Origin of the sequence: Campylobacter sp. 19-13652 (assembly GCF_019702925.1) — a bacterium.
In the GTDB taxonomy this organism is placed as follows: domain Bacteria; phylum Campylobacterota; class Campylobacteria; order Campylobacterales; family Campylobacteraceae; genus Campylobacter_A.
Map to the genome: position 1 here is coordinate 84,831 of NZ_AP024713.1, position 14,542 is coordinate 99,372.

Below are 14,542 nucleotides of genomic sequence, written 5' to 3' on the forward strand. Positions count from 1 at the left end.
TTGGGCTTTATAAACTAACAAATTTTAAACCCAACTAACGCTATGTTAGCCATCATTTTTTACTACGTGCATCATAAGCCAAAGCCCAGCTACCACAACTACTGCTATAAAGCATATCTGAATAATATCAAGCACACTCATTTTACTCTCCCTTCCAGCAAGGCTGTATCGTCGTGTGAGCGATGCCGTATTTTTCTAGCAGTAGCAGGCTTATAAAATCGCTCACTTTTTCAAATTTAACCCCGCTAAAAAGCCGCACGTGCATACTCGCCACTAGCATATTTTCGGTGATTTGCGTTACGTGCAAGTCGTCAATGCTGGCTATATTTTCATTTTGCAGCAGAGTATTTTTTATCTCGTCTAAATCGCAGGTGCTGCCCTCAAGCAAGATAAATCCGCTCTGCTTTAAAAGCTGCACGCTATGCCGCAAAAGCGAAGCCGAGATAAGTATCGCTAGCAGGGCATCAAGCCAGTAAATCCCAAACATCATCATCGCCAAAGCCCCAGCGATGACTGCTACTGAACCCAGCAAGTCAGCGATGATGTGAAGCAGTGCAGAGCGCATATTTAGGCTGTTTGAGCCCTTTGCCATTATGGCGGCGGCTATTAAATTTATCACTAGCCCAGCTATCGCCACTGGCAGCATAGCCCCTGCGTCCACGCTTTGCGGTGCGAGCAGCCGCTCTATCGCTTTAACGCCGATAAATGCGGCTGATAGGAGTATCGTAAGCGCGTTTGTGAAGCTAGCTAGCACCTCAAGCCTGTAATAGCCAAAGCTGAGATTTTTGCTCTTAAGCCGCTGGGCTAGGTGCAGGGCGAGCAGGCTTAGGGCGAGTGCGAGAGTGTCTGAAAACATATGCAAGGTGTCGCTTAAAAGCGAAAGCGAGCCTGATATGAGCGAGTAGATAAGCTCTATGATAGCCATTGTGGCGGTCAGGGCTATGGCGGCGATAAGGAGCTTTTTATCAGTGCTTCTGGGGTCTGCGTGGGCGTGCGTGCCGTGGGCGTGAGAATGGCTGGCGCGAGTGTGCGGGTTAAATTTATGGCTTGCTTTTTTGTGCTTGCTGCTAGTTTGGCTGGTGTGTGCGTTTGTGTCGGCGGAGTGGGCGAGTTTATCGGCGTTATCTGCTTGCAAGCTGCTAGCGTATGAGTGGTCGTCTGACTTGCCAAACTGCGAGCCTTCGTGGCTGGCGTGGGTAGCGTTAGTTTGGCTATGCTCGGTTTTGGTGCGCGAGATAGCGTGAGCGTCGTGGCTGTGAGTGTAATTAAATTCACCCAATCCGTCATCGCTGGCCTGGTCGCCGCAGGCGTGCTGGCTAGGTGCGTGACTGTGGCTAGCCTGTGAGTGGGTGCTGTGGGCGTGGTCGCACTCTCCGCCGTTATCGTGAGTGTGCTCGACGTCATCGCTGGCAAAGTGGCTATGTCCGCAGTCATTATTAGCGTGGTTTAAATTTAACGGCTCGTGCAGTAGGGTTTTCATTATATTATCTCCTTGCTTCGTTCTTTTAGCTGTCCGCAGGCTGCGCTGATGTCTAGCCCCTTGCTAGCGCGCACGGTGCAGGTGACGCCGTGGGCTGAAAGGTAGTCTTGCAGGCGGAGCATATCGGCTGGCTCTGGGCGGGCGTAGGTGCTGCCTTCGTGGGGGTTAAAGTAGATTAAATTTACCTTTGCCTTGATGCCGTGCAGGAGCTTTACTAGGCGTTTGGCGTCGCTTAGGCTGTCGTTTTCGCCTTTGATGACTAGGTACTCAAACAGCACTCGCTTGCGTAAATCGACTGGAAACTCACGCACCGCCTGCATTACGGCTTCGATGTTGTAGGCCTTATTTACGGGCATTAGCCTGGTTCGCAGCTCGTCTGTGGTGGCGTGCAGGCTGATAGCTAGCAGGACGCCTAGGTCTTTTTCGCCGAGCTTTTTTATCTGCGTGGCAAGCCCAGACGTGCTAATGGTCTGGCGGCGTGGGGCGATGGATAGTCCGTCGTTTTCGGCTAGGATTTTGACGGCTTTGGCGACGTTTTCTAGGTTATCCAGCGGCTCACCCATACCCATATATACGATATTTACGCGGCGTTCGTAGGCAATAGCATTGTCCTTTTTTACGGCTAGGATTTGGCCTACGATTTCGCCTGCGCTTAGGTTGCGAGTAAGCCCGCCCTTTGCCGTTAGGCAAAAGCTACAGCCCATCCTGCAGCCTACCTGAGAGCTGACGCAGATAGTGTAGCGTGCGTGGCGTGTTATTTTGCCGTTTTCGTCTGAGACCTCTTCTTTCATAGGCAGCAGCACGCTTTCTATGCGGTTTTTATCCCTTGCCTCAAAGAGATATTTTATGCTGCCGTCTTTGCTTTTTTGCGTCCGCACGATTTTAAGCGGGCTTAGGTCATACTCCTTTGCCAGCTCGCTTCGAAGCTCTTTTGGTATGCTGCTCATCTGCTCGAAGCTATCTGCGTATTTTTGATATATCCACTGATAAATTTGTCTAGCACGAAAGTTTGGCTTTACTATCTGGGCTAGCTCATCTAGGCTTAGGTCGAGTATGTTTTTCACTTTTGATCCTTAAATTTTTTAAAAGATAATAGCAGATTTTAGCTTTAAATAACGTATTTTCCAGCGTAAAAACTATGTTTCATATGAAACCAAAGGCTTAAAAATTTGCAGTTTTTATAAGCTTTATTAGAGCTTTTTTGGCGGTTTCGTGGTTTTTTATAAAGTCATTGTGCGCATTTGTATCACATAAATTTGTAACATAAAGCAATCCAGCGCAAGGTATATCAAATTTTCTAGCCACACTAAACACACTATAAAGCTCCATATTTTCTATATCTATGCCCATTTTTATAAATTTATCCGCCATAGCACTATCTTTTGTGATGAAATTTGATGAATTGCAAACCACGTCTGTTAGTATGTTGTTAGTATCTGTTAGTGTATTTGTGTGCTCTGGTAGTTTTGTTATTACGCTTGTATTTATAGGGGTGTATGATAGCTCTAAAAGGCTTGATATTTCGATATTTACAGCATTTTGACATAGGCATATACTGCCTACTTTTATGCTCCCATAGCTGCCAGCTGTCCCTACAAAAAGTATCCATTTTGGCATGGTATTACTAACAGTGTTAGTTAAATTTATTGCTGGCTCGACAAGCCCTATTCCTATAGATTTGGCAAATTCAAAACTCTCGCTAGCTCCAGCACAGACTATCATAATCTTACCGCCACATCATTTTGGCTTAGGTAGCTTTTTAGCTTATCTATTTCTATCTCTTTAAAGTGAAATATGCTAGCCGCCAAAGCAGCGTCGGCGCCTGCTTTAAAGGCGTCCTTAATATCCTCCATGCTCCCAGCTCCACCGCTTGCTATAAGAGGTATGTTTACTGAGTTTGCTATCATTGCAGTGGGTAGCAGGTCGTACCCATCCTTTGTGCCATCGGCATCCATTGACGTTAGCAGTATCTCTCCTGCACCCCTTTCTTCGCACTCTTTTATCCACTTAAAGGCGTCTATTCCAGTATCCTTTCTGCCTCCTGCGATGTAAACTCTAAAACTTTGATCTAGCAGCTCTTTTGAGAGGGTTTTTGCTGTGCTTGAGCTGGATTTTGAAAGCATGCTTGAAAGCTCTTTTATCACCATGGCAAAATCTGCGTCTGCACTAGCAAAATTTACCCCATTTGCCGCTTCTTGCATTTTGCATTTTGGAGCTATTTTATGAGCACAGATTTGAGTGCATTCTGATAGCTCTTTATCGTTTAAATTTAAACTTTTAGCTAGAGCATGGGTAAAATTTGCACTTATTATGGCATTATTTAGCTGCTTTATAAGCTTTGCTACTGGTTGGTTTCCCGTGAAACTATGCTTTATATCAACTGCGACAACGACACACTGTGCGCCAAATTTATTTGCTGCTTCGCTTATTAGATTGGGATTTGATATGGCTGCTGAGTTTAGGCTTACCTTGTCGCAGCCTGCATTTAGTAGGGTTGAGATATCATCTATCGTGCGTATACCGCCTCCCACAGTTAGAGGTATAAACAGCTCTTTTGCCACCTTTTTTACGGTTTCTACTAGAGTGCCTCTTTGTTCGTGTGTGGCGGTAATATCCAAAAAGCAAAGCTCATCAGCCCCCTCGTCATTGTATCTCCTAGCCACCTCGACTGGGTCTCCAGCGTCTTTTAATCCAATGAAATTTATTCCCTTTACGACTCTGCCGTCTTTGACGTCTAGGCATGGAATTATCCTTTTTGCGAAGTGGTTCATGTCTGGCCTTTTTATTTTATTATAACATAATATCATTATTCATCTTTTTCTTTAGCACTACAAATTTACCCAAAAATTACGTAAAAAAGAGAGTTTTAGGCTCTTTACCTTAATATAAGACAACTTTAGCTAAAATCCCACGATGATAAAAGCAAAAAAGAAATTCGGCCAAAACTTTCTAAAAGATGAGAGTATAAAAGCCAAAATCATCCAAGCGATCCCCCATAACGCAGACAATATCGTAGAAATTGGGGCTGGCTTAGGTGATTTAACGACCAGATTACTCGAGCTAAATGCTAGGGTAAAAAGCTATGAGATAGATGATGATCTAGTCCCCATTTTACGCGATAAATTTAAATCGCAAATACAAAGTGGGGAGTTTAGTCTAGTCCATTCTGACGCACTTTCGGCGTGGGATGATGGGCTTAGTGATGAGCCGTATTTTCTGGTGGCAAACCTGCCTTATTACGTAGCTACAAAGATGATACTAAACGCCATAAAAGATCCACTTTGCAAGGGGCTTTTGGTGATGGTACAGCGCGAAGTAGCTGTGAAATTTAGTGCTAAAAGTGGCAGCAGCGAGTATAGCGCGCTTGCGGTGCTTGCTGATTTAGCCAGTAAGGCGAGGCTACTTTTTGACGTCGAGGCTGTAAGCTTTGATCCGCCACCAAAGGTAACATCATCAGTCATAGAGATAATAAAGCATAAAAGCTTAGTTGGGGACGTTTTTTCTAGCGATAAAGAATTTGTTATGTTTTGCGATTTTTTAAAGGCAGCATTTAGTGCGCCTAGAAAGGTGCTTGTCAAAAATCTCGCTAGCAAATTTAAAAAAGACGCCGTTTTAGAGGCGTTTAAAGAGCTTAAAATGGCAGAAAATATCCGTCCACACGAGTTAAATACCACCTTATATTTAGAAATTTTTAAAAAGGTGAATAATGGAAAATAACGAAAAAAACGGCGAAGGACAATCGCGCAGTAGAAAAAGACGCTTTAAGCCAAAGCAAGAGTCTGAGAATATAAAGGCAGAACATAGCGAGACAGGAGCTAAAAAACCCCATAGAAAAAGAGGCACTCAGTCAAGAAATAGCCAAAAACCAACACAAAAATCTAGCGAAAATGCTGCTGTAACACCAGCTGAAGCTGATAAAAAAGCCAAAAAGAAAAGAGTGCGTAAAAATCTCCCAGCCAAGCTAAACGGCAACGAGCCGTGGCAGCAGGACATCGCCGCTGCTATGCAGGCAAATAAAGCGGTGCACGAACTCCGCCTAGAGCCGCTAAAATACCTAAACTCAAGCGAGCATAAGCTGCGTATCATACCGCTTGGCGGGCTTGGCGAAATCGGCGGCAATATGACGATTTTTGAGACTGATACGAGTGCGATTATCGTCGATATTGGTATGAGCTTTCCTAGCGAAGGTATGCACGGCGTGGATATACTCATACCTGACTTTGACTACGTCCGCCGCATAAAGGATAAAATCGCAGGTATCATCATCACCCACGCACACGAGGATCATATCGGTGCGGTGCCGTATTTTTTCAAGGAGTTTAAATTCCCCATCTACGCCACGCCGCTGCCACTGGGTATGATAAATAATAAATTCGAAGAGCACGGACTAAAGCAAGAGCGAAGCCTTTTTCGCTCGGTTGAAAAGCGAAAGCCATATCTAATCGGCGATTTTGAAATAGAGTGGATACACATCACCCACTCTATCATCGATAGCTCAGCCCTTGCCATTACCACAAAAGCTGGCACGATAATCCACACTGGAGACTTTAAAATCGATCACACGCCAATTGACGGCTATCCGACTGATTTAGGCAGGCTTGCGTATTACGGCGAGCGTGGGGTGCTGTGCTTGCTAAGCGACTCCACAAACAGCTACAAAGAGGGCATAACCAAAAGCGAAAGCAGCGTGGGTAAGACCTTTGATGCGATATTTTCAAAGGCCAAGGGCAGGGTGATAATGAGCACCTTTAGCTCAAACATTCACCGCGTCTATCAGGCTATCGACTGGGGGCTAAAATATGGCCGCAAAGTCTGCGTCATAGGCCGCAGTATGGAGCGAAATCTCTTTACCGCAATGGAGCTAGGATACATAAAGCTTGATAAAAAGATATTCATTGACGCAAACGAAGTGGGTAAATTTAAAGATAGCGAAGTGCTAATCGTAACAACAGGCAGTCAGGGCGAGACGATGAGCGCGCTTTATCGAATGGCAACAGATGAGCATAAATACATAAAAATCAAGCCAACTGATCAGATAATCATAAGCTCAAAAGCCATACCAGGTAATGAAAGCAGCGTCAGCACCGTGCTAAATTTTCTAATCAAATCAGGCGCAAGCGTGGCGTATCAGGACTTTTCTGAGATCCACGTCAGCGGACACGCCGCACAAGAAGAGCAAAAGCTAATGCTCCGCCTAATCAAGCCAAAATACTTCCTGCCAGTGCACGGCGAGTATAACCACATCGCAAAGCACAAAGACACCGCCATAGCCTGCGGCGTGGATGAGAGAAACATCTATCTAATGAGCGACGGCGACGTGGTTGAAGTGTGCCAGAAGTATATGAAGCGCGTAAAAACGATAAAAACAGGCAAGGTCTTTATCGATAATCAAATCAACAAGCAAATCGCAGACGACGTCGTCATCGACCGCCAAAACCTAGCTGAGGCTGGGGTGGTGATGATGATAGCGCAGATTGACAGCCACTCAGCACGGCTCATACACAAGCCACGGGTGGTAAGCTACGGCGTCGTAGCAAAGCGAAATGACGCTGAGTTTAGCCGCGAGATGAGTGAGATTTTAAGCCAGTTTTTAGCTAATGCAAAGCCTGAGCTACTAAAAGACAGCCGAGTACTTGAAGGGCAAATCAGGCAGGTAATCCGCAAGCACATCTTTAGAAAGCTCAAAAAATACCCAACTATCGTGCCGATAATTTATTTGATGTGATTTAGCCTAAGCCCCTACGGGGGCTTTAGTGGGCTGTGGCTTGCTAGCTAGCATGGCTTTACTCTTGGATAAATTTACCACTTTAAATTTGCATATCTTAAATATAAAATTAATTAAAAAAGTTAAAATTTATTTAATTTTAACTTTTAAAAGTGTATATTTAATGGATACAAAAGGGGGATTTTATGCAAAACAAAAGGGAGAATGTTTAAAATAGAGCAGAGTTTAATGGACGCAACCTTAAAAAATCAAATTCATCTTTTAAAAAAGTGTCTCGGTATAGCTAAATCACGCAAAAGCGAGATAAAAGAGTGCTTGCTCGCACTAGAAGCTAAGCAGGCTTTAGGGCTTGAGCTAGCTAGCGCTAATGCAAGCAATTACGCAAGCATTAAGGCTAAAAATACCTCAGAGCTAGAGACTATTAATAGCACTTTAAAGCAGCTTTTGCCTAAAGTCGAGTGGCAACTTGAGCGATGCATAGCACAGCTTGCAAAAAGGGACGATAAGCTTGCTAAAGTCTATTTGTGCGCAAAAGATAAAATTTATAGTGATGTTTTTGGGGAGTTCGGCTACGAAGCTGAGAAAGAATTTCTATTTTCTCTTGTTAGCAAAGTGCTTGAAATTAGGACGATATTTTGCTTTCTTGCGGCTGTTTATCTGCCATATTTTGTCTATGTTGCTTTTAAATTTTATATCGTACCTGAGTTAAATTTTGATTTGATTAAAGCACTTTTGGGTAGTGCTTTTGTTTTTATAAATACGTCAGTTTTTCTAGCCATGTTATTTGTCATTATCGGATTTTTGTATAAAGCCTTGTCGTTTTCTTTGCATAATACGATCTTAGTTTTTGGCTATTTTATTTTTTGTTTTTTATATTTTTTGGGTAGTTTAGTTTTGAGTATAAAAATATCTACTTTTACTTTGTTAATTACGCTTGCTTTCATACTTGCTTTGTTGGTTTTTTATTTATGGAATAAATTTAAAATAAAAAGCTTTCATTTTGTGGCTAGTTGTTTATTCGTATTGGGGAGTGCCTGTTTTGTTTGGGTTATTTATATTTTTAGCTTTGATATACTAAAGCATACTTATGAAAATAGGGGCTATTTAAGCTTTATAGCGTTTTTATTAAGCCTAATGCCTTGTATTTTTTTATTTAATATTTATAGCATTAACGCCAAAATAATCTCTATGATAGCTTTTGGTTTAGTAATGGTTGCGGCTTTTTCTCCTTTTTCTGTTATTTTTGCTGGGGTTGGAGATTTTGACTTAAATATGAGATTGCAAAACACAAAAACAGTGCAAGAAATTTTTAAAGATTTGCCAAAATGCAGCGATGAAAATGACACTAAGCCTTGCAAAATCGATGAGAGTGAAAAAATTATACTTTTAAAAAATATTCAAATAATAATCCCTGACGCAAGGGGCTACTGGGTCAGCGTTAAGTCAAAAGACGGACACAAAAAGCCATTTTTGATTAATTCAAATTTAATCTACGACACTAATTTTCAAGCCATAAAAGACGATAGATGACGCATAGCCTAATCGCTCAGCTAAACGCATATTCGCGCGCAAAAGTCCCATTTGTGGCGCTTATTGGCTATGATGATGAGTGCCATTTAGCCTGCCCTTTAAGCGAAGCTAGAGCAAACGGGCTTAGCTTTAAGCTTAGTAGCGATAAAAGTACCGTGCAGAGTACAGACGCCGTCCAGCTAGACCCATTGTATCCGCCGTTTTGGCTATACGAACAGGCATTTTGGCGCGCTAGAGAGTATTTTAAAAGTGGCGATGCGTATCTTTTAAATTTATGCTTTAAAACAAGGCTTGGCTTAAAGCTTGGTTTAGACGAGATTTACGTGCGCTCAAATGCTCCTTTAGTGCTAAAGTTTAAAGATGAGTTTGTCTGCTTTAGTCCAGAGAGTTTTATTAGTATTACTGGAGATAAAATCAGTACCACGCCTATGAAAGGCACTATCGACGCTAGCTTGCCTGATGCGGCACAGACCTTGTTAGCGGATAAAAAGGAGTTTAGTGAGCAGGCTATGATGGTTGATCTTATGCGAAATGACCTCTCAATCGTGGCAAACGACGTCCATGTCGAGCGTTTTCGCTTTGTCCAAAGTGTGCGTACAAACCACGGCGAGCTACTACAGACTAGCTCAGAAATTTCTGGCACCTTAAAGCCCCACTATGCGCAAAATTATGGCGATTTATTTGCCGCTTTGCTACCAGCTGGCTCGATTACTGGCACGCCAAAGCCTAGGGTGCGTGAGATTATAGCTGAGCTTGAGAGCGAGCGCAGGGGTTATTTTAGCGGTGTTTTTGTGCTTTATGACGGTGAGTGTTTGCGTAGCTGGGTGCTTATACGATTTATCGGCAAGGATGCGCAGGGGCTTTATTTTCACAGCGGTGGTGGACTTACGTTTGAAAGTGGGCTAAATGCCGAATATGACGAGCTTTGCAAGAAGGTCTACCTTGCTTTTTGAGACGATTTGCATTCGTGCTGCGCAGCCGCAAAATCTTGCCTTTCATCTAATTAGAATGAGAAAAAGTGTGGGCGAGATTAAATTTAATCCGCTTAAAGTTTTAAATCTCGCAATCAGCCAAAGCACGCACCAAGCTGCACTACAAAGAGCAAAGCTAATCTACACAGTAAACGGCGAGCTAGTAAGTTGCGAGCTAAGCCCCTACAAGCCGAGGCAAATAGCGAGCATTAGGCTTATTAACAGCGACATAGACTACTCAAAAAAGTGGCTAGATAGAAGCGAGATTGACGCACTTTTTGCGCTAAAAGGGCGATGTGATGAGGTGCTTGTAGTAAAAGATGGACTAATAAGTGACACGAGTATCGCAAACGTAGCCGTGCTAATAGGCGGTAAGTGGCTAACGCCCAAAACCCCACTTTTACGGGGTACTTGCAGAGATAGGCTTGTGGGGCAGAGGCTAATAAAGCCAGCCAACATAGACGTAAAAAGCCTTCTAGAAGCTAGAGGTTTTGCAGTGCTAAATGCAATGACTGGATTTAGGCAGCTTGAGGGTGTTAGTTTTGAGCTTTTCTGATTTTTAAATTTAAATTTAAAGTTTAAGAATAGGATAAAAAATTTTAAAATTTATAATAAAATTACCTTTTATTAATAAAATTCTATTAAAATCTATACGAAATTATAAATTTTTATAGCATTAATAAAAGGAGTAATTATGCCAATTAATGAAACAAATAGCATGAATAATAATGCAAGTTTTTTTAATACTGATTCTCTGGCGTTAATAAGCTCTATTAAATCGGCTTTAGTAAATCATCCAGATGGTGGTTATTGGCTAAGCGAATCAAACGGGTCTAGTGTACTAATAAGCGATACAGAAATAGGGACAAATTTTATAAAATTTAATCAATTTGTACAAAACCACAAAGCAAGTGGCGCTAAGGATTTTGTTTATGTTATAAAGGCAAAAGATAGTGTCAAGCTTTTAAGTTTTGGCGTAGATGATACTTTGGGTATAGATAACCCAAATAGTCTCGATAGCGTAAGCTTAAATTCTGATATAGATGACATAAGTATAAATTCTATTCTTAGTGATGCTATAGCAGGGCTTGATGACGATGGTATTTCATTGTCAAATTCTACTGATTCTAATACAAGGGAATTTTCTCAATTATTAGATGATGAAGGTTATATATTTCATCTACAAAGTGATGATGAGGGCATAAGTTTAAAAACTGTTCTAGCAAAGTACAAAATAGCAGAGTTTGGCTCTAGTTTAATCGGCATAGCCAGACATATAGCGGCGGCTGCTATGAGTGATGTTAGTACCGATGAGGGCAAAGCAAATGCCGCAAGCGCTGGCATAGCCACGATAGCCTCGGCTACTGACACTACTACAGCTGCGTTAAATGTAAGCGGTGTAACAGGTAATGGCGTTATAGCTCTGGGCTCTGTTAGTGGTGTGCTAAATGCGATCAGCAACTTTATCCACATAGGTGTGGTTGCTGCAAATTTTAAAAACTTAGGCTACAAAGAGCAAATAGCAGCTGGGATTGAGCTAGGCATGAAAGTAGCTGGGTCTTTAAGTATGGCGACATCGGCTGTATCAGGGGCGATTCTAAGTGCAAATCACATAGCAAGCTCTCTGCCAGGATTTGGTGCGGCTGCAGCTAGCCTTAGTCTTGCTATTAGCCCTATAGCCATACTAGGTATATTAAATCAAAGCGACAGGACAAAGGCAATATCTGAGCTTGGCGATACTATGAAAAGAGCTGGCTATGAAGGCGATAGCTTGCTAGCAGAGCTTTTAAAAGATAAGCTTGCTTTTGATGCTAGTATGACTGGCATAAGCATGGGTGTAGGTGTGGCTAGTGCTGCTGTATCGGCTGCTGCGGCTGCTAGCGTAGTAGGTGCACCTATAGCTGCTGTAACTGGAGTGGCAAGTGGTGTGATACTAGGTATTTTAGAGGCGACTAAGCAGCCTATTTTAGAGGGTATAGCAGCAAAGTATAGAGCTAAAATAGATGATTTAGGCGGAGCGCAAAAGCTATTTGAGAAAGGACTTGAGGCAAATTTCAGGCTAGATTTAGCTTCTAAAACTGAGCTTTTAAAAGAGCTTCAAAAGAGTTTTGGCGCCGATTATGTCGTGGCTGCTGGAGGGGTAAAAGCTAGCGATACCATGATAGAACTAGCTGCCATAACGCAAAATACGCACAAACTCCAAACCGCAGCAAATTTAGCTTCCATGGTAAAAAGTGGCAACGAGGTAGAGAGTAATGATGAAATAAAAAAGAAGCTAGTCATCGACGGCGAAAAAGGCAGCCTTCAAATTTCAAGCAATAGCGGTGAAAAAGCCCTAGTAACCTTTACTACGCCGCTTTTTGCACCAGGTGTGGAGCAAAATCAAAGAAGCCAAACTGGCAAGAATGACTACTATACAAAGCTCGTGCTAAAAGCGCCACGAGAGGGCTATACTATAAAAGGTGGCGATGGCGATGAGACGTTTAGGCTAGATGATAAATACGCAAGCGTTATCATAGATGAAGCTACTGGGAATCTCAAAAACCTGCGCCTAAATATAGACGGTGGCGATGGCGATGATAAGCTGATGGCAAACTCTGGCTTTAATAACTTTGACGGTGGGGCTGGTAGCGACGCAGCTATTTATTCAGGCGAGAACATATCAAAAATTTGGCTTTATACAAATGATGATGGAAGCTACATTGTATCAAAGGCAATAAAAGACGCCGACGTGGCTCATGAAGAGATAAAAACAAAGCATGTAAGCTACGGTAAGAGAACAGAAGCCGTGGAGTATCGTGACTTTAGCATAAAGCAGGCTAGCTTTATAGCCACAGATGAGCTAAAAAATGTCGAAATAGTCGTAGGAAGCAAGGGTGATGACCAGATGAAAGGTGGCGCAGGAAATGACTTCTTTATTGGCGGTGACGGCAATGACAAGCTTTATGGCGGAGCCGGAAATGATGTGCTAAGCGGCGGAGCTGGAGACGACGTGCTTTATGGTGGTGATGGCGATGACGTGTTAATAGGCGGAAGTGGTAAAAACTACCTAAATGGCGGAGACGGTAATGATGTATACATCATAAACGCTGGGGGTATAAATTTAATCAAAGACAGTGGTGGCGATGACACTATAATAATAAGCGGCGTAAATAGTAACTTTACGGTAAGTGCTTCTGGTGAAAAGACTATGATAGTTTTTGAGGACGGCAGCTTTACTATGACTAGCAAAAACACTAAAGTCCTAGCCTCGCTCTCAAGCGATATATCAAACGAGACTGCACTAGATGTAAGCTCGTATGGGACATATCTAAAAACGGACGACGGTATAAGCCTGTCTAAAAGTGCGGATATGGGTGCTATTAGCTTTGCTGGTATTAACCTATCTAGTAGCGATAGCGATTGGCTAGGCTAAGGGCTATAAATTTATTCATTTTTACTCCAAAGCCCCAAATTTTGGGGCTTTTAAAATTTAAATATCCACTGAAAAATTAAACACTATAGACCTCTTAAACGTAGAAATTAATTTGATAAAAATAAATTTAAATAACATTAATATCTTACACTTTTAAGAAACACGAGCAAGCTTTTGGAAACTGGGTGCTAGTAAATTTGTCAAAAGTAATGCGAGTTATGGTGTTAAAAATAAAAGAGACGGTTTATAGATTAACCTCTATCTCTTGACACATATATAGAAGTTAAATAACAAAAGAAGGCTAGCTTTGCAATGTTGAGTTGTTTTACCATCAAAATAAATTCTAAAACCTTATGAAATGAGTGCAAATAAAAAAAACAAATAAAGGCAATACCATTTCACAAAAAGAGCTTAAAAGCAAACTTATGCTACACTTGCGTTAAATTTAAGGAAAAGACATGAGTGAAATTTTAAAAAACGCCAAAGAAGTGCTACTTACCGAGGCTGGCGAGCTAGAGCGAGCGGCTGGGCTAGTGGATGAGAGCTTTGAGCAAGCTGTTAGGCTTATTTGTGCCATAAAGGGTAAAGTCGTCGTAACAGGCGTGGGTAAAAGTGGGCACATCGGACGCAAGATAGCCGCTACGCTAGCAAGCACTGGTACGCCGAGCTTTTTTATGCATCCAACAGAAGCGTTACATGGGGATTTGGGTATGGTACGAGATGATGATTTAGTCCTTGCTATTAGCTTTAGTGGCGAGAGCGAGGAGCTTGTAAGCATAGCTCCGCACCTAAAGCGTCTGGGCGTGAAAATAATAGCAATGGCAAAGGATGTGTCTAGCTCGCTTGGGCGATTAAGTGATGGCTTTATCCCCATAGCTATCTCAAAGGAGGCCTGCCCGCTGGGAGTGGCGCCGACATCTTCGACCACGCTTACACTGGCTTTGGGTGATGCTCTGGCGGTGTGCCTGATGAAGCTACGTGGGTTTAGGCGCGAGGATTTTGCTAGCTTTCATCCTGGCGGAATGCTTGGAAAGAGGCTGTTTTTAAAAGCTGCCGATGTCATGCGAAAAGAAAATCTACCTATCATAAGCGATGAGGTCAATCTAAAAGATGCGATAAATTCGATGAGTGCGGGTAAGCTAGGAAGTGCGCTTTTAGTCGATAAAAGTGGCGCTTTAAAGGCGGTTTTAAGCGACGGAGATTTAAGGCGCGCGCTTGAAAGCCCTGAGTTTAGCCTCCAAAGTCCTGCGATTAAATTCGCAAATCAATCCCCAAAGAGTATAAAAGATGCGCAAATGCTAGCCTATGACGCGCTAAAAATGATACAAGAAAATAAAATCCAACTACTAATAATAACAGACGCAAATACTGTGCCTGTGGGCGTTTTGCACGTACATGATCTTACAAATTTAGGACTATAA

Annotated in this window: 11 protein-coding genes; 7 read left to right on the top strand and 4 right to left on the bottom strand. The window is 42.5% G+C overall.

The window, feature by feature from the left end:
• Positions 1-142: 142 nt before the first annotated feature.
• The 4 genes from LBC_RS00385 to hisF all read right to left on the bottom strand — a co-directional run bounded on the left by LBC_RS00385 (position 143) and on the right by hisF (position 4,287).
• Positions 143-1,480: a cation diffusion facilitator family transporter gene (locus LBC_RS00385; RefSeq protein ID WP_221254164.1), complete on the bottom strand. Its 1,338-nt coding sequence runs from the start codon at positions 1,478-1,480 to the stop codon at positions 143-145.
• On the bottom strand, positions 1,480-2,544 hold the full coding sequence (rlmN, locus tag LBC_RS00390; protein WP_221254165.1) for a 23S rRNA (adenine(2503)-C(2))-methyltransferase RlmN: 1,065 nt from the start codon (positions 2,542-2,544) through the stop codon (positions 1,480-1,482). The genes LBC_RS00385 and rlmN overlap by 1 nt, the downstream gene beginning before the upstream one ends.
• Positions 2,545-2,641: 97 nt before the next feature.
• On the bottom strand, positions 2,642-3,202 hold the full coding sequence (locus LBC_RS00395) for a purine-nucleoside phosphorylase (protein ID WP_221254166.1): 561 nt from the start codon (positions 3,200-3,202) through the stop codon (positions 2,642-2,644).
• Positions 3,199-4,287 carry an imidazole glycerol phosphate synthase subunit HisF gene (hisF, locus tag LBC_RS00400; RefSeq protein ID WP_311720913.1) on the bottom strand — a complete coding sequence of 363 codons (1,089 nt, stop codon included), beginning with the start codon at positions 4,285-4,287 and terminating at the stop codon, positions 3,199-3,201. The genes LBC_RS00395 and hisF overlap by 4 nt, the downstream gene beginning before the upstream one ends.
• 106 nt (positions 4,288-4,393) lie before the next feature.
• Between hisF and rsmA the strand changes: the two genes are divergently transcribed.
• The 7 genes from rsmA (at position 4,394) to LBC_RS00435 (ending at position 14,542) form a co-directional block, all read left to right on the top strand.
• A complete protein-coding gene (gene rsmA, locus LBC_RS00405; RefSeq protein ID WP_221254168.1) occupies positions 4,394-5,197 on the top strand; it encodes a 16S rRNA (adenine(1518)-N(6)/adenine(1519)-N(6))-dimethyltransferase RsmA in 804 nt (267 codons plus the stop codon).
• A 286-nt stretch (positions 5,198-5,483) separates the two neighbouring features.
• Positions 5,484-7,205, top strand: coding sequence for a ribonuclease J (locus LBC_RS00410; RefSeq protein WP_409240988.1), 1,722 nt, complete (start codon positions 5,484-5,486; stop codon positions 7,203-7,205).
• Positions 7,206-7,409: 204 nt separating this feature from the next.
• Complete coding sequence (locus LBC_RS00415; protein ID WP_221254169.1) at positions 7,410-8,735, top strand: hypothetical protein; 1,326 nt, start codon at positions 7,410-7,412, stop codon at positions 8,733-8,735.
• Positions 8,732-9,688 carry an aminodeoxychorismate synthase component I gene (locus LBC_RS00420; RefSeq protein ID WP_221254170.1) on the top strand — a complete coding sequence of 319 codons (957 nt, stop codon included), beginning with the start codon at positions 8,732-8,734 and terminating at the stop codon, positions 9,686-9,688. The genes LBC_RS00415 and LBC_RS00420 overlap by 4 nt, the downstream gene beginning before the upstream one ends.
• Positions 9,642-10,262 (top strand): aminotransferase class IV, encoded by a 621-nt coding sequence (locus LBC_RS00425; protein WP_221254171.1) that lies wholly within the window; start codon positions 9,642-9,644, stop codon positions 10,260-10,262. Before LBC_RS00420 ends, LBC_RS00425 begins: the two co-directional genes overlap by 47 nt.
• 138 nt (positions 10,263-10,400) lie before the next feature.
• Positions 10,401-13,121: a hypothetical protein gene (locus LBC_RS00430; protein ID WP_221254172.1), complete on the top strand. Its 2,721-nt coding sequence runs from the start codon at positions 10,401-10,403 to the stop codon at positions 13,119-13,121.
• A gap of 458 nt (positions 13,122-13,579) precedes the next feature.
• Entirely contained in the window at positions 13,580-14,542 is a 963-nt protein-coding gene (locus LBC_RS00435) for an SIS domain-containing protein (protein WP_221254173.1), read from the top strand.

What these genes read in the sequence shown, in the direction of transcription:
- LBC_RS00385 (WP_221254164.1), bottom strand. Translation starts at nt 1,480, where the DNA reads ATGAAAACCCTACTGCACGAGCCGTTAAATTTAAACCACGCTAATAAT.
- LBC_RS00395 (WP_221254166.1), bottom strand. Translation starts at nt 3,202, where the DNA reads ATGATAGTCTGTGCTGGAGCTAGCGAGAGTTTTGAATTTGCCAAATCT.
- hisF (WP_311720913.1), bottom strand. Translation starts at nt 4,287, where the DNA reads ATGATATTATGTTATAATAAAATAAAAAGGCCAGACATGAACCACTTC.
- rsmA (WP_221254168.1), top strand. Translation starts at nt 4,394, where the DNA reads ATGATAAAAGCAAAAAAGAAATTCGGCCAAAACTTTCTAAAAGATGAG.
- LBC_RS00410 (WP_409240988.1), top strand. Translation starts at nt 5,484, where the DNA reads ATGCAGGCAAATAAAGCGGTGCACGAACTCCGCCTAGAGCCGCTAAAA.
- LBC_RS00415 (WP_221254169.1), top strand. Translation starts at nt 7,410, where the DNA reads ATGTTTAAAATAGAGCAGAGTTTAATGGACGCAACCTTAAAAAATCAA.
- LBC_RS00420 (WP_221254170.1), top strand. Translation starts at nt 8,732, where the DNA reads ATGACGCATAGCCTAATCGCTCAGCTAAACGCATATTCGCGCGCAAAA.
- LBC_RS00425 (WP_221254171.1), top strand. Translation starts at nt 9,642, where the DNA reads ATGCCGAATATGACGAGCTTTGCAAGAAGGTCTACCTTGCTTTTTGAG.
- LBC_RS00430 (WP_221254172.1), top strand. Translation starts at nt 10,401, where the DNA reads ATGCCAATTAATGAAACAAATAGCATGAATAATAATGCAAGTTTTTTT.
- LBC_RS00435 (WP_221254173.1), top strand. Translation starts at nt 13,580, where the DNA reads ATGAGTGAAATTTTAAAAAACGCCAAAGAAGTGCTACTTACCGAGGCT.